Origin of the sequence: Desulfonispora thiosulfatigenes DSM 11270 (genome assembly GCF_900176035.1) — a bacterium.
Lineage (GTDB): Bacteria > Bacillota > Peptococcia > Peptococcales > Desulfonisporaceae > Desulfonispora > Desulfonispora thiosulfatigenes.
The window spans coordinates 25,842-46,042 of record NZ_FWWT01000016.1; the positions used below are offsets into that span (position 1 = coordinate 25,842).

Annotated in this window: 17 protein-coding genes; all 17 read left to right on the plus strand. The window is 32.8% G+C overall.

The window, feature by feature from the left end:
- The first annotated feature begins 5 nt into the window (after window positions 1-5).
- The gene (locus B8965_RS05665) at window positions 6-2,408 is read left to right on the plus strand and encodes a virulence-associated E family protein (RefSeq protein ID WP_084052890.1); all 2,403 of its coding nucleotides are present in this window, start codon (window positions 6-8) and stop codon (window positions 2,406-2,408) included.
- A gap of 550 nt (window positions 2,409-2,958) precedes the next feature.
- Window positions 2,959-3,975 (plus strand): virulence RhuM family protein, encoded by a 1,017-nt coding sequence (locus tag B8965_RS05670; RefSeq protein WP_084052891.1) that lies wholly within the window; start codon window positions 2,959-2,961, stop codon window positions 3,973-3,975.
- 84 nt (window positions 3,976-4,059) lie between these two features.
- Entirely contained in the window at window positions 4,060-4,413 is a 354-nt protein-coding gene (locus B8965_RS05675; RefSeq protein ID WP_084052892.1) for a four helix bundle protein, read from the plus strand.
- A 65-nt stretch (window positions 4,414-4,478) separates the two neighbouring features.
- Complete coding sequence (locus tag B8965_RS05680; RefSeq protein WP_084052893.1) at window positions 4,479-5,594, plus strand: DegT/DnrJ/EryC1/StrS family aminotransferase; 1,116 nt, start codon at window positions 4,479-4,481, stop codon at window positions 5,592-5,594.
- A gap of 20 nt (window positions 5,595-5,614) precedes the next feature.
- On the plus strand, window positions 5,615-6,280 hold the full coding sequence (locus tag B8965_RS05685; RefSeq protein WP_143334228.1) for a sugar transferase: 666 nt from the start codon (window positions 5,615-5,617) through the stop codon (window positions 6,278-6,280).
- A 64-nt stretch (window positions 6,281-6,344) separates the two neighbouring features.
- Window positions 6,345-6,965, plus strand: coding sequence for an acetyltransferase (locus tag B8965_RS05690; RefSeq protein WP_084052894.1), 621 nt, complete (start codon window positions 6,345-6,347; stop codon window positions 6,963-6,965).
- Window positions 6,966-6,989: 24 nt separating this feature from the next.
- On the plus strand, window positions 6,990-8,093 hold the full coding sequence (locus B8965_RS05695; protein WP_084052895.1) for a glycosyltransferase family 4 protein: 1,104 nt from the start codon (window positions 6,990-6,992) through the stop codon (window positions 8,091-8,093).
- A gap of 54 nt (window positions 8,094-8,147) precedes the next feature.
- Window positions 8,148-9,323: a glycosyltransferase gene (locus tag B8965_RS05700; protein WP_084052896.1), complete on the plus strand. Its 1,176-nt coding sequence runs from the start codon at window positions 8,148-8,150 to the stop codon at window positions 9,321-9,323.
- Between the two features lie 10 nt (window positions 9,324-9,333).
- On the plus strand, window positions 9,334-10,416 hold the full coding sequence (locus tag B8965_RS05705) for an EpsG family protein (protein WP_084052897.1): 1,083 nt from the start codon (window positions 9,334-9,336) through the stop codon (window positions 10,414-10,416).
- Between the two features lie 24 nt (window positions 10,417-10,440).
- Window positions 10,441-11,469, plus strand: coding sequence for a nucleoside-diphosphate sugar epimerase/dehydratase (locus tag B8965_RS05710; protein ID WP_084052898.1), 1,029 nt, complete (start codon window positions 10,441-10,443; stop codon window positions 11,467-11,469).
- Window positions 11,469-12,578 (plus strand): capsular polysaccharide biosynthesis protein CapF, encoded by a 1,110-nt coding sequence (locus tag B8965_RS05715; protein WP_084052899.1) that lies wholly within the window; start codon window positions 11,469-11,471, stop codon window positions 12,576-12,578. Before B8965_RS05710 ends, B8965_RS05715 begins: the two co-directional genes overlap by 1 nt.
- Before the next feature lie 3 nt (window positions 12,579-12,581).
- The gene (wecB, locus tag B8965_RS05720) at window positions 12,582-13,748 is read left to right on the plus strand and encodes a non-hydrolyzing UDP-N-acetylglucosamine 2-epimerase (protein WP_084052900.1); all 1,167 of its coding nucleotides are present in this window, start codon (window positions 12,582-12,584) and stop codon (window positions 13,746-13,748) included.
- The gene (locus tag B8965_RS05725; RefSeq protein WP_084052901.1) at window positions 13,741-14,955 is read left to right on the plus strand and encodes a glycosyltransferase family 4 protein; all 1,215 of its coding nucleotides are present in this window, start codon (window positions 13,741-13,743) and stop codon (window positions 14,953-14,955) included. Before wecB ends, B8965_RS05725 begins: the two co-directional genes overlap by 8 nt.
- 16 nt (window positions 14,956-14,971) lie before the next feature.
- Window positions 14,972-16,291, plus strand: coding sequence for a nucleotide sugar dehydrogenase (locus tag B8965_RS05730; RefSeq protein ID WP_084052902.1), 1,320 nt, complete (start codon window positions 14,972-14,974; stop codon window positions 16,289-16,291).
- A 24-nt stretch (window positions 16,292-16,315) separates the two neighbouring features.
- Window positions 16,316-17,509, plus strand: a complete 1,194-nt coding sequence (locus B8965_RS05735) for a glycosyltransferase family 4 protein (RefSeq protein ID WP_084052903.1) — start codon at window positions 16,316-16,318, stop codon at window positions 17,507-17,509.
- A gap of 130 nt (window positions 17,510-17,639) precedes the next feature.
- Entirely contained in the window at window positions 17,640-18,611 is a 972-nt protein-coding gene (locus B8965_RS05740) for a hypothetical protein (RefSeq protein ID WP_084052904.1), read from the plus strand.
- Between the two features lie 33 nt (window positions 18,612-18,644).
- The gene (locus B8965_RS05745; protein ID WP_084052905.1) at window positions 18,645-20,201 is read left to right on the plus strand and encodes an oligosaccharide flippase family protein; all 1,557 of its coding nucleotides are present in this window, start codon (window positions 18,645-18,647) and stop codon (window positions 20,199-20,201) included.

The following is a 20,201-nucleotide window of genomic DNA, read 5'->3' on the forward strand; positions in this document are numbered from 1 at the left end:
TAAAAATGATAGATCCTAAAAAAATATCTCAACAAGCACACTTAGAATTAAAACATGACTTTTTATTAAATATTGCAACAGGTAGAAGCCGCAGAGAAACTAATTGGAAAAATATAAAAATTATGTGGTCAGAGTTAGTAAAAAGGTTAAGTAAAACACACAGAACCCATGAAACCGTTAGCGAATATCAAAACGCACTAAAAGCCAAAAGAGATGAAATAAAAGATGTCGGGGGATTTGTCGGAGGAGCTTTAAAAGAAGGCCGTAGAAAAGCAGAAAATATCATCGGAAGGCAAATAGTAACTCTTGATGCTGACTTTGTCTTAGGAGATTTATGGGCTAGATTTGAGGTAAAAATAGGCTGTAGCGGGGTAATGTACTCGACCCACTCCCATACCCCTACTAGTCCAAGGTTAAGGTTAGTAATCCCTCTAGTAAGGCCAGTAACACCTGATGAATATCAAGCAGTATCTAGAAAAATAGCAGAAGACCTAGGAATAGATTTTTTTGATGATACAACATACGAACCTCATAGATTAATGTACTGGCCCTCGACTTCTATTGATGGAGAATATATTTTTAATTTTTTAGATGAAAAATGGCTAGATCCAGATGAAGTACTAAATAGATATGATGATTGGACAGATTCATCTTTTTGGCCTGAATCATCACGCACTAATCTTGAGCGAAAAAGACAAATTGATAAACAGGAAAGTCCTCGTGAAAAAAAGGGAATAATCGGAGCATTTTGTAGGACTTATAAAGTTACAGATGTAATAGATAAATATCTTAAAGAAATTTACACCCCTAGTATTGATCCAAATAGATATACCTATATACCTGGTAGTTCAGCTAATGGGCTTATTATCTATGGGGAGGGGGACTTTGCCTACTCACACCATGGCACAGACCCGATAAGTGGGAGACTGTGTAATGCCTTTGACCTTGTGAGGATTCATAAATTTTCCTATTTAGATAAAAAAGCAAAAGAAGATACCCCTATGGCAAAGGTGCCTTCATATCTTGCTATGCAGCGATTTGCTTTAAAAGATATAGAAGTGAAAAAACGAATTGTTATGGAAAAAGGGGCAAGTAAAGAAAATTTAACTAATGAAAATTGGCAGGCAAATCTAGAGATTAATAAAAATGGTGAAATTAAAAATAGTTTAAAAAATTTAATAACCATTATTCAAAATGACCCTAAATTAAAAGGAATTGTCTTTAATGAATTAAGTGATGGTATGGAAATCAAAGGAAAAGTTCCTTGGAAACACCCTAGTAAATGGTGGAGGGACGCAGATGATGCTCAGCTCATTAGTTATATAGATATGAATTATGGATCATTTTCTATAAGAAATTTTGATATTGCCGTGACAAAGGTAGCAGATGATAGGTCATATCACCCTATTAGAGAATATTTAGAAGCCTTACCTGCATGGGATGGGGTAGAAAGATTAGATCAAATATTAATTGATTATTTAGGTGCAGAAAATAATGATTATGTAAAAGCAGTAACTAGAAAGGTATTTGTTGCAGCAGTTGCAAGGGTATATAATCCAGGAATAAAATTTGACTGGATGCTCGTTTTAAGCGGTGAACAAGGAATAGGAAAAAGCACCTTAATCCAAAAGCTTGCAGGTGAGTGGTTTAATGACTCTCTAAGGCTATCTGATACCAAAGATAAAACAGCAGCTGAAAAACTTCAAGGATACTGGATTTTAGAAATAGGAGAGTTAGCTGGAATGAGAAAAGCTGAAGAAAATGAACTAAAAAACTTCCTCTCCTCACAAAATGATGTCTATAGGGCAAGCTTTGGTAAAAGAGCCACCCCTCATCCAAGGCAATGTATATTTATAGGGACAACAAATGAAAAAGGATATCTAAGAGATGCTACTGGAAATAGGAGATTTTGGCCAGTAAAAGTATATCGGGGAAAAAAGAAACCTTGGAATATAACTAAAAATGAAATCGAACAAATCTGGGCCGAAGCTCTCCTAAAATATCAAGAAAGTGAAAAACTTCAGCTATCAGAAGAGCTAGAAATATATGCAAATCAAATGCAAGATGAAGCCCTAGAAGTAGACGAAAGACAAGGAATTATTGAAAACTATATGGAAATGCTCCTTCCAGATAACTGGAAAGACATGGATTTATTTGCTAGAAGGGAGTATATAAATGAATACCATAATAAAAATAGTATCATTCCAAAAGGCACAAATAAGAGAAAAAAAATATCAGTAATCGAAATTTGGTGCGAAGCTTTTGGCAAAAATAAGGCAGATTTAAAGAGAGCAAAATCCTACGAAATAACTAAAATGTTACGAAGAATAGAAGGATGGGAGCAATCAGATAAATTAGCAAGCGGTGGAATTTATGGAAATAGAAGAATATGGAAGCGAAAATCATAACAAGAATTTTTAGTTATGTTTTAGTTATCGTTAAGTTATTCACCTTAAGCCCTTACATACCAAAGCATTAACTAACTACAATAACTAAATAACTATAATCCTATATAGAGATGATATGAATATGGAGAAAACAGCAAATTTCGCATACATGCATATACGCGTATTGCGTATAGGGAAATTTGGGTTTAGTTAGTTATTTAGTTATTTCCCTTTTTTGTGCAGAATTTGTCGAAAGATTGCCCCCGATAATACGGGAATGTTCGGTTGACACGCACGGACTAAAATACTAGAATTGAAATGTATGGAAAATAGGGCATAAAAAAGGTAGAAAAAGAAGGAATGTGGGAAAATTAGGGAATTGACTGAAGAATGGCGAAAGAATCAGAACCACAAGACGCAGCATAAGAATTATTAAGAAATGAGTTTGTTATGCAATATATAGATTTACTCAACTACTCGAATTTTTCGATGAGTTCAAAATGATATGATAAACTATTTATGAACCTGTAAGAATTGCTTACAAGTTCAAATAAGAAAGAGGGTGAATTGCTTGGAAAACATTAATCAATTTGTTCTTTATACAGGTGATGATGGAAATGTAAAACTCCAGATATTTTTAGAAGAAGAAACACTATGGTTATCTCAAAAACTCATTGGCGAGTTGTTCCAGGTAGAATCTAACACCATCAATTATCATATTAAGGAAATCTATAAAAGTGGTGAATTGGAAGAGTTGGCAACTACTCGAAAATTTCGAGTAGTTCAAAAAGAAGGCAACAGAGACGTTTCAAGAGATGTTGTTTTTTATAATTTAGATGTTATCATTGCTGTTGGATATAGAGTTAATTCAAAGCGAGCTACTCAGTTTAGAATATGGGCAACTAAAGTATTAAAAGAATATATGATTAAAGGATTTGTCTTGGATGATGAAAGATTGAAACAAGGCGAAAGAGTATTTAATAAAGATTATTTTAAAGAGCTTCTTGAAAGAGTTCGTTCGATACGTGCCAGCGAGAGAAGAATCTACCAACAGATTACAGATATCTTTGCTGAGTGTAGTATTGACTATGATCCTAACTCAGAAATGACAAAAGAATTCTATGCAACAGTTCAAAACAAATTTCATTATGCTATTACAGGAAAAACTGCTGCTGAGATAATACATTCAAAAGCAAACAAAGATGAGCCTAATATGGGGCTTTTAACATGGAAAAACGCACCTGATGGCAGAATTTTAGCATCAGATGTAAAAATAGCTAAAAATTATCTTTCTGAGAAAGAAATTAAAAGATTGGAAAGAACCATCTCATCTTTCTTTGACTATATAGAAAACATCATTGAGAATAGAGAGACTTTTACCATGGAAGCTTTTGCTAACAGTGTAGTGCGCTTCTTAGAATTCAATGAATATAAGATTCTCACAGGAAAAGGAAAGATTTCAAAAGCACAAGCTGATCAGAAAGCATTGAATGAATACAAAGAGTATAACAAGCATCAGCCAATACATTCAGATTTTGATAAGCAGATAAAAAAATATTTGGAAAGCGGTAGTTATAAAAAAGAATAAGTGGGATATTTAATAGTATTCGAATTCGAACAAATTAAAAAATGAACTATCAAGGAATCCTTGACAGTTGGAAAGGAGAAGTTTATGTACAGTGATACAAGTAAATTATTAGTATGGCAAAGATCACATGAGCTGGTCTTGAATATATATGAAGTCACTAAAGACTTTCCAAAAGACGAGCAGTTCGGCTTGACTTCACAAATAAGAAGAGCTGCTGTTTCGGTTCCTAGTAATATTGTAGAGGGAAAAGCAAGGGGATCTAGCAAAGAATATAAACGATTTTTGCTAATGGCACGTGGTTCTTTGGAAGAAACAAAGTATCAGCTGCTATTAGCAAAAGATTTGAAATATATAGATGAAAAGAAATATAAGGAAGTATTGAACTTAGCAATGGAAACAGGAAGACTTTTGGCTGGATTGATTAAGTCTTTGGGTTGAAGTTTTTACCTTTCCAACTTACCAACTTTCTACTTTCCAACTAAATTGAAGGAGGCTCGACTAAAATGTCTAATAAAATCTGGCTTTCATCTCCCCATATGAGCGATGAGGGATATGAAAAAGAATATATAAAAGAAGCATTTGATACTAATTGGATTGCTCCTCTTGGCACGAATGTAAATGAATTTGAAAAAGAACTTGCTACAAAAGTTGGTAGTGGACATGCTGCAGCATTAGTATCCGGAACTAGTGCAATTCATTTAGCACTTAAAGCTGTTGGGGTTAGTACAGGGGATATTGTCCTTTGTCCTACCCTTACTTTTTCTGCTACTGCAAATCCCATCATTTATCAAAATGCAACTCCTGTATTTATCGATAGTGATTATGAAACTTGGAATATGTGTCCAAAGGCATTAGGGGCAGCTTTTGAAAAGTACGGTGATAAGGTGAAGGCTGTTTTAGTCGTGCATTTATATGGCCTATCAGCTGATATGGATAAGATTATGAAGATTTGTAATAAATATAATATTCCTGTTATAGAAGATGCAGCTGAGTCTTTAGGAGCACTTTATAAAGGACAACCTACAGGAACGTTCGGTAAATTTGGAGTATTTAGTTTTAACGGAAATAAGATTATCACGACTTCTGGTGGCGGGATGCTAGTTTCTGATGATGAAGAGAAGATTAAGAAAATAAGATTCTGGTCTACTCAAAGTAGAGATCCAGCAAGGCACTACCAACATAGCGAATTAGGGTTTAATTATCGTATGAGCAATGTCGTGGCTGGTATTGGGCGAGGACAGCTTAAGGTGTTAGACCAAAGAGTGGAAAAGAAGAAATATATCTTTGAATATTACAAAAAAGAGCTAGGCTCTCTTGAGGGTGTAGAATTCATGCCTATCAATGACTGGAATGAGCCGAATTATTGGTTAAGTGTTATTACGTTGAAAGGTAAAGTTAGACCTCTTGATGTAATGGAGGCACTAGAAGCTGAGAATATTGAATCAAGGCCTGTCTGGAAGCCAATGCACATGCAGCCATTTTTTGTTGAGTATGATTACATCGGTTCAGATGTAAGTGAGAAGCTGTTTGAAAATGGGGTGTGCTTGCCAAGTGATACCAAGATGAATGATGAGGATCTTGAGAGGATTTGTGGTATTATAAAGGGGCTTTGGTCTTAAGAAGAAGTAGGTGGAAATAGATGCAAACTGAGATTAAACGGAATATAGGGATTAAGCCTGATAAGGGTAGGGTTTATAGAAGATTTATTAAAAGACCAATGGACTTCATTTTGTCTTTGATGGCCATTATCGTTTTAAGTCCGGTACTTATAATAGTTGCAATTCTTGTTAGGTTGAAGCTAGGTAGTCCAGTGTTGTTTAAGCAAAAGAGACCAGGGCTTCATGAGAAGATATTTACTATGTATAAGTTTAGGACTATGACAGATGAAAAGGACGAGAATGGGGAACTACTTCCAGACTCAGTAAGACTGACCAAGTTCGGAAAGATGTTAAGGTCTACGTCACTTGATGAGCTACCAGAGCTTTTTAATATATTAAAGGGCGATATGTCGATCATTGGGCCACGTCCTTTGCTTGTACAGTATCTGCCTCTATATAACGACCACCAAAAGAGAAGGCATGAAGTTAGACCAGGTCTTTCAGGACATGCCCAGGTAAACGGGCGTAATGCAATCAGCTGGGAAGATAAGTTCAACCTAGATGTTGAATACGTTGATAATATGAGTTTCATAGGAGACTGGAGGATTATCTTTCTTACTATTAAGAAAGTTTTTGTTAAGGAAGGTATTAGCTCAGATACATCAGTAACGATGGAACCATTTAGAGGAAGTAAACCTGATAATTGAGATAAATATAATTTAGAATTTCTATAATCATCCATTTTTTATTTCAGAGGGGAATGTACCAATAATGAAAGATAAGTTAATCATAATAGGTGCCAGTGGACATGGAAAGGTTGTCGCTGACATCGCAATAAAAATGAATAAGTGGCAAAGCATAGCATTCCTTGATGATGATGAGTCTATTAAGACATCTATGGGATTAGTAGTCATCGGCAAAACTGCTGATGCTTTTACATATAAAGATAATGCTGATTTTTTTGTGGCTATTGGAACCAATGATACAAGAGAAAGATTACAAGAGAAGTTGATAGATGAAGGCTTAAATGTGGTAACTTTAATTCATCCAAGTGTAATTATTGGAATTGATGTTGAGATTGGGATTGGAACTGTAATTATGGCAGGAGTTGTTATTAATAGCTCAAGTAGAATTGGTAAGGGTTGTATCATCAATACAAGTTCTAGCTTGGATCACGATAATATAATTGAAGATTATGTTCATATTTCGCCTGGAGTTAATTTAGCTGGAACGGTTAAGGTTGGTAAGGGAAGTTGGATAGGAATAGGAAGTACGGTAAGTAATAACGTGAACATTTGTAATGGCTGTAAAGTAGGTGCAGGTGCTGTATTGGTTAAGGATATTACTGAACCTGGGACATATGTTGGGGTTCCAGTTAGGAAGAAAGATTAAATTATATTGATAGGAGAATTAGAAATGAAGATATTATATGTTGCGAATGTTCACAGGCACTTTAATGCCTTTCATATCCCCTATATCAAGTGGCTTAAAGATAATGGTCATGAAGTTCATGTGGCTGCAAATGGGGAAGAAGTAGTGCCAGAAGCAGACAAAAAGTTCACAATAAATATTGATAGGTCACCATATAAAGTAGCGAATATTGGTGCTTATCGAGAACTAAAAAAAATAATACAAGAAGAAAAATATAATGTAATTCATTGTCATACTCCTATGGGTGGTATTATTGGTAGATTAGCTTCAATTGGCCCACGAAAAGAAGGTATGAAAGTAATTTATACATGTCATGGATTTCATTTCTGTAAGAAGGGTCCAGTTATTAATTGGTTGATGTATTACCCTGTTGAAAGGTTTATGGCAAAATACACAGATGTAATAATTACGATCAATAACGAAGACTACCAATTATCTCAAAAATTTGACATTAGTAAAAAGTATTACATTCCAGGGATAGGATTAGATATTGAGAAATTTAAGCGTTGTTCAAAGGATGAAAAACCTATAAAAAAAAGAATGGATATAGGGGTTCAGAGTGACGATGTATTATTAGTTTCTGTAGGAGATTTGACAAAAAGAAAAAATCACCAAATTGTTTTTAAGGCAATTGCAAAGGTTAAGGGATTAAAAATTAAATATGTATTGTGTGGACAAGGAGATCAACGAGAATACTTAATGACTCTTGCAAAAAAGTTAAAGATTGAAGATAAAGTAATATTTCTTGGTCATAGAAAGGATGTTAAAGAAATATTACGAGTGTCTGATATTTTCATTTTTCCATCTTTATGGGAAGGTTTAGGGATAGCGGGAATTGAAGCTATGGCGGTAGGATTGCCAGTTATAGCTTCGAGTAGACATGGAATAAAGGATTATGCCATTCATAAAGAAACGGCTCTGTTATGTGATCCACTAAAATCATCAGAGTTCAAAAATTCTATAATGGATTTAATTAATAATGATGTATTAAGAAATAAATTAAAAAAGAATGCTTTTGAAACAATTGAAAAATTTGATTTATCCAATTCAATGGAAAAAATGATTGAAATATATACTAAAGAATTGTAAATGCTAACGAAACATTTGTAATTCTAAATACCGTGTATAGGGGAATAATACGATATGAAAAAATATGTCATTTATATAGGAACTATTTTTTTGCCCGATAAAAATGCAGCAGCGCAAAGGGCAATCATGATAAGTAAATTGTATAAAGAAAATGGTTACACTCCTATTATTATAGGCGCTTGTAAGGATATAGATAGTTCAACTGCTATAGTAGATACTTATGCAAACTATTTCGGATTTGATACATACTCAATGGCATATCCAAGATCTAATGTAGAATGGTTAAAGAGATTAGTAGATATCAATCCAATACTAAAAGTAATAGATGAATATGGAGAAAAAAATATTCACTCACTTGTTATCATGGACTACATGTCTATAGCTCTTTGGAAGTTAATGAAATATTCAAAAAGAATGGGAATTAGATTTGTTATAGACACTGTAGATTGGTTTAATAAATCAGAATATAGATTTCCTAAAAATATAATAAAAGACATTGATACTTCTTTAAGGATGAGATTTATTCATAAAAAAGCAAATTATATGATTTCGATTAGTAAATATTTATATAATTATTACAAAGGTAAAGTAGAAAATATAGTTATAATACCGAGCATTGCAGATGTAAGAGATTGTAAGTGGAGTCAACTTTCGGGTTATAAAGAAAATGAATTTCTTACTTTAGGATATGCAGGAGATCCAGGTGAAAAGTTCGAAAGGGAGAGATTGGACTGGTTGATCAAAATAGTCTCACAAATGAACAAAAAGGATAAAAAGATCAAGCTTCTGATGGCAGGTGTCAATAAAGAAAAAATAGCTAATAACTTGCCTCACTTAAAAAGTATTATTGATAACGATGAGTTAATAGTTTTCTTAGGTAGAATACCACATAAAGATTGCCTGGATATGATAGCAACATCTGATTTCAGCGTAATAATAAGAGAAAATACATTAGTAAATCTAGCTGGTTTTCCAACTAAATTAAGCGAGAGTTACGCTTGTTCAACCCCTGTTATTACAACCCCATCAAGTAATATATCTGATTACGTAATAAATGCTCAAAATGGCTTCTTAACTAAAGAGATTTCATTTGAGTCTCTCAAAGATTTAATTGAACAATTACATGAACTAAATTCTAAAAGTATTAGTGAAATGCATGAAACAACGAGAAGAATTAACAGGCTTAAACTTACAAATTTCACAAAAGATATTCAGAAAGTAATAGAATAGAGGACTTTATATGAGAATATATTATTTGCTATTATTTTATTTTATATTTATTTACTCATTAAAAAAAATAAAAATTCCACTTAACAGAAACACCATAATTTACCTATATGCAATACCTATCTTTTTAATTATTGCGCTGAGAGATTTTTCTGTAGGGACAGATACTTTTATGTATCAAATAATGTTTGAACGTTCTATATTTAATCTAAAGCATTATGGAACAGAGATGCTAAGTTTAAGAAAGGAGCCATTATTTTGGTTAACGGCAGCTATTATTCAATTCGTTGTAGGTTCTGATAGAGTGTATTTCGCTATTATGGCTTTAATTATGATTTTTTCACTATCAATTTTTATTATTAGGCATTCGAAATTTCCGATGATTAGCTTTTGGCTGTATGTTACCTTGGGATATTTGGGACTTTCTATGTCTGGGCTAAGACAAATGCTAGCCATATCTATAACTTTCTTAGGGTTTAAGTATCTTATAAATGGAAATTGGGTCAAGTATATTATAACTATATTAATAGCCGTAATGTTTCACTTCTCTGCTATAGTGATGATTCCAATTTATTATTTAAGAAAAATTCATTTGAATAAAAAGGGTAAAATAGGTATTTTGTTTGTTTCTGTAATTCTAGGATTTCTAGTGAAAGATATAATTCTCAGATTAATATTTTCATTTAATGTGATGTCAAGATATAGTGTTTATGAAAGTAGTGTAGGCAATGTGCAAACTAATCCATTAGTTGTAGTTGTAGCTCTAGGAATATCTACGGTTAGTTTAATTTTATATCAAAGAAATGCTGGCAACTTAGAGGATAAGTTTAAGAATTCTTTCGATATATTATTTATTATGTCATGTCTCAATATTATAACATTAATTATCTCTCTAGACTTAGCGATTGTTAGCAGGGTGGGGTATTATTTTTCAATATGCAATATAATTCTTCTTCCAAATGCGATAGCAACGATTAGAGATAAATGGGTGAGATTACTTATGATTTCAGGTGCATTAATGATTTCTCTCTCTCAATTTTTAATATCTACACCGGGTGATTTCCTAAGGATAGATAACTACAAGTTTTTCTGGTAAAAGAATAGAAAGGTGGAGGCTAAGATGTATAAATTTTTAAATACTAAGACGCTTTTAATCACAGGCGGCACAGGATCTTTTGGAAATGCTGTGATGGAAAGATTTTTAAATACAAACGTTAAAGAAATTCGTATTTTTTCGCGTGATGAAAAAAAACAAGATGATATGAGAAAGCTATATAAGAATGATAAATTAAAGTTTTATATTGGAGACGTAAGAGATTTAGCAAGTGTAAAGAATGCTATGAATGGCGTTGATTATATATTTCATGCTGCAGCCTTAAAACAAGTACCTTCATGTGAGTTTTTCCCTCTAGAAGCAGTAAAAACCAATGTATTAGGTACAGACAATGTACTTACTGCTGCGATAGAATGCGGAGTAAAAAAGGTTATTTGTCTTTCCACGGATAAAGCTGCTTACCCAATTAATGCTATGGGAATCTCAAAAGCAATGATGGAAAAGGTAATTGTGGCCAAAGCAAGAACAGTAGATCCAGAAAAAACCTTAATTTGTTGTACTCGTTATGGAAATGTAATGGCCTCTAGAGGATCTGTTATTCCTTTATTTATTGACCAAATAAAAAATGGACAACCTTTAACAGTTACAGATCCTAACATGACAAGGTTTTTAATGAGCCTTGAGGAAGCTGTGGAACTTGTAGTATTTGCCTTTGAAAACGCTGAAGCAGGAGATATCATGGTGCAAAAATCACCAGCCTCCACAGTAGGAGATTTAGCACAGGCTATGCTAGAACTATTTAAGGGTAATAATGAGATTAAAATTATTGGAACTCGTCATGGTGAAAAGCTATATGAAACACTTCTTACAAAAGAAGAACATGTAGTAGCTCATGATATGGGTGGATTTTATAGAGTTCCTGCGGATAAAAGAGACCTTAACTATGATAAATATTTCGTAGAAGGTGATCAAAAGTTATCATCAGAAGAAGAGTACAATTCACACAATACTGAAAGGCTTAATATAGAGCAAATTAAAGAAAAATTATTACAACTTGACTATGTAAGAGAACAGCTTGAAAGTTGGAATAAATAATGAAGATATTAGTTACAGGAGCCAAAGGTTTTATTGGTAAAAACCTGATAGCTGAACTTAAAAATAGAAAATACGATGATATCTTTGAATGTACCCGAGATACAAGTCAAGTGGAGTTAGAAGGGTATTGCAAAGAAGCAGACTTTGTTTTTCATCTGGCAGGGGTGAATCGTCCTAAAGAACAATCAGAGTTCATGGAAGGAAACTTTGGCTTCACTTCTGTCTTACTTGATATGCTCAAAAAGTATAACAATACCTGCCCAGTGATGATTTCATCTTCAATCCAAGCTGAGTTTGATAACCCTTATGGTGAGAGTAAAAAGGCAGGGGAAGATTTATTATTAAAGTACAGTGAGGAAACTGGTACAAAAGTATTAATTTATCGCTATCCTAATGTATTTGGTAAATGGTGTAAGCCTAATTATAATAGTGCCGTGGCAACATTTTGCCACAATATAGCGCATGATTTACCGATAAAAGTGAATGATCCAAGTGTAGTGATGAATCTTGTTTATATAGATAATGTAGTAGAGGAATTAATTAATGCCCTTGAAGGTAGAGAAAATAGGATTGATCAATTTTGCGAAGTGCAGGTAGTACACACTATAACTTTAGGCGAAATCGTTGATTTAATCTATTCCTTTAAAAAGAGTAGAGAAGAACGCTCAATTCCGAAAATGTCAGATGAATTTACCAAAAAGCTTTATAGCACATACCTAAGCTATTTACCAGAGGATAAATTTAGTTATGATCTTAAAATGAATATTGATAATAGAGGATCTTTTACCGAGTTCATTAAGACTCCAGATAGAGGACAAGTTTCAGTTAATATATCTAAACCAGGTATCACAAAAGGAAATCACTGGCACCATACGAAGAATGAAAAATTTCTTGTGGTAAGTGGTAAAGGAGTTATTCGGTTTAGAAAAATCGATTCCGAGGATATTATAGAGTACTTTGTAAGCGATGAAAAGATGGAAGTTGTGGACATTCCAACAGGTTACACACATAATATTGAAAATCTTGGAGATTCCGATATGGTGACGATAATGTGGGCTAATGAATCCTTTGATCCTAAGAAGCCGGATACTTACTTTTTGGAGGCATAGAAGATGAAGAAATTAAAAGTGATGACAGTTGTAGGGACTAGACCGGAGATTATTAGACTGTCAGCTGTTATAAATAAATTAGAGGAATCAGAAGCAATTGAACATGTATTAGTTCATACAGGGCAGAATTATGATTATGAACTTAACGAGGTTTTTTTCAAGGATTTTAATTTAAAAAAACCAGATTATTTTCTGAACGCGGCAACGGGTACAGCGGTAGAGACAATCGGAAATATTCTAGTAAAGATTGATCCTATTCTTGAAGAAGTTAAGCCCGATGCCTTTCTTGTATTAGGTGATACAAATAGTTGTCTTTGTGCAATTGCGGCAAAGAGAAGACATATTCCGATTTTTCACATGGAAGCAGGCAATAGATGCTTTGATCAAAGAGTCCCAGAGGAAACAAATAGAAAAATTGTCGATCATATAGCAGATATTAACCTAACATATAGCGATATTGCAAGAGAGTATCTTTTAAGAGAAGGTTTACCTGCAGATAGGATTATTAAGACAGGAAGCCCTATGTTTGAAGTGCTTAATTCAAGAAAAGAAGATATTGAAAAATCAGATGTACTTGAAAGACTAGGGCTTGAAGAAGGTAAATATTTTGTCGTATCTGCACATCGAGAAGAGAATATAAGCTCAGAACAGAATTTTAGGGATTTAGTAGATAGCTTAAATACGATTGCTGAGAAATATCAGATGCCATTAATCGTAAGTACGCATCCAAGAACTAGAAAAATGATTGAAGTAAAAGGAATTGAGTTTAATCCACTAGTAAAAACTATGAAACCACTTGGATTTAACGATTATGTGAAACTGCAAAAGTATGCAAAGGCGGTATTAAGTGATAGTGGGACAATTAGTGAAGAATCATCCATTCTTGGATTTAGAGCACTAAATATTAGACAAGCCCACGAGAGACCTGAAGCGATGGAAGAAGCTTCAGTGATGATGGTGGGATTAAAGAAAGAAAGAATTCTTCAGGGATTAGAAGTGTTAGAGACTCAAGAGAAAGATACATTGAGATTGGTAGCGGATTATAGTATGCCTAATGTTTCAGATAAAGTGTTGAGGATTATTTTATCTTATACAGATTATGTAAATAGAGTGGTTTGGGGTGAAAAGTTAGGCAACCAAATTCAAGCAAGGGGTTTGCATAATGAGTAAAATAATGGTTATTCATCATTCTGGTGATATAGGAGGAGCGGGAGTAAGCTTATTTAATACAATACGTGCAATTGAACAATTAGCTGATGTAGTTGTATATTGTCCTGAAGATCCTTCAAAGTTTAAGGATTTTTTAATTTCAAAAGGGATAAAAACCAAAACATATAATTTTCCCTTAGGTTCAGTATATAACTTTAGTGGTGGTCCATCTATCTGCAATCCTACATTCACTAAAAAAATAATTGACATATTTAAGTATAAAAATATTTGGAAAGAAATAATCAGAGAAGAGAGTCCGGATTTAGTTTTAGTTAATTCAAAGATTTTAGCTTGGTTTTCAATCATCACTAAAAAATTGGGAATTAAAAGTATATGTTATGTTAGGGAAACGAAAAAGAAAAACCCACTTAACATTTTTAATTATCTCACTAAATACTTTTTGAATAAGTTCGACAAAGTAATTTTCATTTCTAAATATGATGAAAAGGTAGAAGGTATAGATAAAGAAAAGAGTGTAGTTATTCCTAATTTTGTGGATTTTGATAATTATAAAAGCAAGAAAAACAATGATGAGACTTTAGAAAAGTTCAACATACCAAATGGAAGATTTAATATACTATTTGTGGGGGGGATGGCAAAGTTAAAAGGGGTTGATATTGCGATTAAGTCTATAGCATTCTTAAAAGAACACGAGATCAACTTAATTATTGTTGGTAACCCTCAATTTGCATATATTTCGTCAACAAATATTTATTTTACTTTCTATAATTCCCTAAAAAGGCGATATGAACGTAGCATTGAGAAAACCATTTTAAAGAACGGTATAGAAGACAAAATTTTCAAAATTGGCATACAGCATGAAATGGTTGAGATATATAAAATCTCTGATGTCTTAATTTTTCCAGCAACCAAGCCACATCAAGCTCGTCCTGCATTTGAAGCAGGATCACAAGGAAAACCTGTTATAATGCCAGATTTTGAAAATACAGTAGAGTATGTTAAGGATAATGTGAATGGTCTGATATTTAAAAAAAGAGACGCTAGAAGTTTGGCTAACGCAATTAAAAAGTTGATTGACAATCCAGGGCTTGCTCATGAATTAGGTAGAAAAAATTATGAATTAACTTTACAAAATCATACAAGAGAAAAATCTGAAACTATGTTAAGGAAAGTCGTAATTGATATGCTAACGGTAGATTTAAAATAGAGAATGGAGAAATGATATGCAAATATTTAAAAATTTAATTCATAAAAGAGATAAAATAGCAGTCATTGGGCTTGGTTATGTAGGGATGCCGATAGCAGTTGCTTTTGCTAAAAAGGTGGATGTAATAGGGTTTGATTTAAATGAAAAGAAAATTGAATTATATAAAAACGGCATTGACCCAACTAATGAAGTTGGTAACGAGGAAATAAGGAAAACGATGGTAGAATTTACAGCAGATGAATTAAAGATTAAGGAAGCAAAGTTCCATATAGTTGCTGTACCCACACCAATCAATTCCGACAAAACACCTGATTTGTCTCCTGTAGAAGGTGCTAGTAGGATTGTAGGTCGAAACTTAACTAAAGGCTCTATTGTGGTATATGAGTCTACTGTCTATCCAGGTGTAACTGAAGATATATGTGTACCCATATTAGAAAAAGAATCAGGCCTAACGTGTGGAGTTGATTTCAAGATAGGCTATTCTCCAGAACGTATTAATCCAGGTGACAAGGTGCATAGACTTGAAAATATTATAAAAATAGTTTCGGGTATGGATGAGGAAAGCCTTGAAGAAATAGCCAAAGTGTACGAGCTAGTAATAGAAGTAGGTGTTCATAGAGCCGGATCAATAAAAGTAGCTGAAGCAGCAAAAGTGGTTGAAAATAGTCAACGTGATATAAATATAGCTTTTATGAATGAACTCGCAATGGTATTTGACCGAATGGGAATTAACACAAAAGAAGTTGTTGAGGCAATGAATACAAAGTGGAATGCGCTTGGTTTTACTCCTGGTCTTGTTGGTGGTCATTGTATAGGCGTGGACCCTTACTACTTTGTATATGAAGCAGAGAAGCTTGGTTATCACAGTCAGATTATTTTATCAGGACGAAAGATTAATGATGGTATGGGTAAGTTTGTGGCAGATGCAATAATAAAAAAACTTATCTTGGCAAACAAAGTAGTAAGACAAGCTAAAGTTGTTATTCTAGGTTTAACATTCAAAGAAAATACACCTGATACTAGAAATTCAAAAGTTGTAGACATTATTGATAGTCTTAGAGAATATGGAATAGAACCAATCATCGTTGATCCAGAAGCTGATGCTGATGAAGCTAAGCATGAGTATGGTATTGATTTAGTAGATATTAAAAACGTTTATAATGCTGATTGTCTGGTGTTGGCAGTGGCTCATGATACTTTTAAAAAATTGAGCTGGAATGAAATCGATGCTTTATACGGAAACTTTGAGAATAAAGATAAGGTATTAATAGATGTTAAGAGTATCTTAGATAGAAAAGAAATTGAAGAAAAAGGATATAGTTATTGGAGACTATAATTGAAATATCGAGGAGATATAACTATGAAGATTGGATTTGTAAGTACTTGGTTTGAGAGAGGCGCAGCTTATGTTACTAAGTCATATATAGATGTGCTAAAGAATAAACATGATGTCTATGTATACGCTCGAGGCGGAGAAGAGAATGCTAAAAATGATCCAAAATGGAATTTAAGTTATGTTACCTGGGGATTAAATTTATTAGGAACAACAATAAACAAAAATCATTTTTTTAATTGGGTTAAAGAAAGTAGACTTGAAATTATTTTTTTTAATGAGCAAAGAGATTATAAGATATTAGCTTTACTAAAAAAAGAATTTCCAAATATTAAAATTGGATCATATATTGATTATTATAAAGAAAATGAAATTGAGAACTTTTGGATTTATGATTTTCTAATATGTAATACTAAAAGACATTTTTCTGTTTTTAATGAGCATCCTCAATGTTATTATGTCCCGTGGGGCACTAATATTGATTTGTTTAAACCAAGCTTTGAACACGATGGCCAGGAATTAATTTTCTTTCATTCGGTAGGAATGTCTCTAAGAAAAGGTACTGATATACTGCTCAAAGTTTTTATTGAAAAAGAACTATATAAATACTCTAAGTTGATAATTCATAGTCAGTTAGATTTTGAAAAACACTTTGGTTATTCATGTCATCAATTGAAGGATTTCAATATTGAACTCGTTGAAAAGACAGTGGGTGCACCAGGATTATATAGTGTAGGGGATGTGTATGTATATCCTACAACACTTGATGGACTAGGTTTAACAATTTATGAAGCATTGTCATGCGGTCTTCCAGTAATTACAACGGATAATGCGCCTATGAATGAAATTGTCAATTCTGAGATTGGTTTTTTGGTTGAAGTCGAAAAATATTACTCGAGAAGTGATGGATATTATTGGCCACTATCAATATGTAGATTTGATTCCTTATATGAGGGGATGAAGTACTTTATTAATAATTCTAAGACTTTAAAATCGCTAAAGGAAAATGCGCGACTCTTTGCTGAGTTAAATCTTGATTGGAACAAAAACAGTCAAACTGTTAATGAGATATTCGAAAAAACAGAAATCATAACTAATCAATCTGAAGCAGATAGAATCCTAAAAATGCACAGAAAAGAAATCGTATTAAAAACAAGAGAAACTATCTATAGCTTAATTCCAGATAGATTAGTAAACTTATTGAGGATGTCTAAATTATAAGCATAAAGAAACTAAAGAGAGCTTATCCTGAAAAGCTTCTTGCTTTTTTAAAATTAACCAAAATGAATTAAGAATTGATGAAAGGTGTTTGGGGATTAAAGGAAAATGGGTTAGAGACAGGAGGCGTATTATGAAGAAATTTGAAATTGATGTGCCAGTGGTATTGTTTTTATTTGTGAGGCCTCATACCCTAGAAGTTGTGTTTAAGAGGATTAGAGAAGTTAAGCCGAGCAAATTATTTCTGATCTCTGATGGGCCACGAAATAAAATAGATGAACAAAAAATATTTCGGTGCAGACAAATAGTAGAGAATATTGATTGGGATTGCAAAGTGGAAAAAATGTATTTTGATACAAATCAAGGAATGTATGTGACTTTTAAGAAAGCCTTAGATTTTGTATTTTCTCATGTTGATAGGTGTATTTTTTTAGAGGATGATGTGGTGCCATCTAAGAGTTTTTTCTATTATTGTGAAGAATTACTAGAGAAATACAAGGATGATCTAAGAATCAATAGTATATGTGGAATGAACCATAGGGACATATATGAAGATACCCCTGATGACTACTTTTTTTGCAAAACAGGTTCAATTTGGGGCTTTGCTTTTTGGAAAAGAACTTATGATCTATTTTATGATTTTGAATACGGAGATAGCAAATACTATCTTAAGAATATAAAGCTTAATGCAAGGTTGTACAAGAACTTTTGTGATTCACTAGAAGGCTATGTAAACGATTCAAATTTCAATGGTCACATACCTGGGCCTGAGTTCTTTTTTGGGTTGAATATTTACGCTCAAAGTCAATTAGTCATAGTACCAAAGAAAAATATGGTCTGTAATATAGGATATGGTGAAGGAAACACTCATTTCTCTGATGATATTAGAAAGCTACCTAAAGCTGTGCAAAAAATGTTTAATATGAAGACATATGAAATAGACATGCCAATTAAACATCCTAAATATATAATTGAAGACAAAAACTATGAAAAGCTACTATATAGAATGATGGGTAGGAGTGTAGCGGTTAAGATATTTAGAAGGATAGAGGTTTTAACTAGGAAGATATATTATGACACTGCTAAAAAATTCAAAAATAAATAATAGTTTAAGTTCACTAGGAGGTGCCGTAATAAAATGAGCACTGAGATAAACAATAAAAATCAGTCATCGCGGCAAATAAAGTACGGTGCCTTAATGTCATATACAGCTGTATTCGTAAATATTATTGCAGGTATGCTGTTTACACCTTGGATGATCAGGCAAATAGGACAAGCTGATTATGGGCTATATGCATTAGCGCTATCAGTAATTATGTTTTTCACTATAGATTTTGGTTTAGGAGAGTCAGTATCACGATTCTTATCCAAATACAATGCAGAAAATCAAGTTGAGAAAAAAAGGGATTTCTTAGGTGTAACATTTAAGCTGTATATAGTAATTGATATGATTATATTTATCGCCTTATTAACGGTTTTTTTGTTGGCAGATACAATTTATTCAGAGTTAACTCCTGAGGAACTGGAAAAGTTTAAAATAGTTTTTATTATAGCTGCTTTCTATGCCCTAGGATCATTTCCATTTCAGCCTTTAAATGGTATCCTTATTTCTCACGAGAGGTTTGTGTTTTTAAAAGCAATGGATTTATTTCATCGGTTATTAACAGTAATAACAATGATTGTAGTTTTGCTATTGGGTTTTCGTTTATACGGATTAGTAATTGTTAATGCGCTTACCGGATTTATAGCTATAATCCTCAAAATACATTATATATTTAGAAAAAATAAAATGTTGGAAATAAATTTTAGTGCTTGGGACAAAAGATTATTAAAGGAGCTTTTTTCTTTTTCAATATGGATAGCTATTATTGTTTTTTCTCAAAGGTTTATATTCACCATTACACCTTCTGTACTAGGCGCCTTTTCAGGAACTGCTGAGATTGCAGTATTTTCTATTGCATCAACTATGGAGGGCTATGTTTGGATGATAGCTTCAGCATTAAATGGATTGTTCCTACCAAAGGTTACAAGTTTACTATTAAATAAAAATGCTTATGAAGAAGTAGAAGCTCTTATGATTAAAGTTGGGAGAATTCAACTGATAATAGTTGGATTATTATATGCAGGGTTTCTAACTCTAGGTAAAGACTTTGTTGAATTATGGCTTGGGAATAATTTTTCCAGTGCATACATTATAACATTATTATTAATAACACCATCACTTGTAGTATTAACACAACAGATTGCAAATACAGCACTTGTAGCTAAAAACTTAGTTAAATATCATTGTTTTGGTGTGGTAATTATGAGCATGACTAGTATAGTACTTTCAATAGTTCTTTCACCAAAACTTGGAGCGACTGGAGCAGGAATAGGTATTTTTATTGGTACCATTCTAGGTGGGGTAGTGGTGATGAATTTAGTATATTCAAGAGTTTTAAGGATAAATCTAGCTGTATTCTTTCGAGAGTGCCATCTAAAATTATTCATGCCAATAGTTTTAACGATACTAATTGGGTTTTTGGTTCAACTATACTTTCCTTTAGGTGGGTGGGTTGGATTTTTGATTAAAGTGACCATAGTTAGTATATCGTACTCAATATTAATCTGGAAATTAGGGCTGAATAATTTTGAAAAAGGTTTATTTTTAGGAATGGCTAATAATATTGCAAACAGTATTTATAAAAATCGTTAA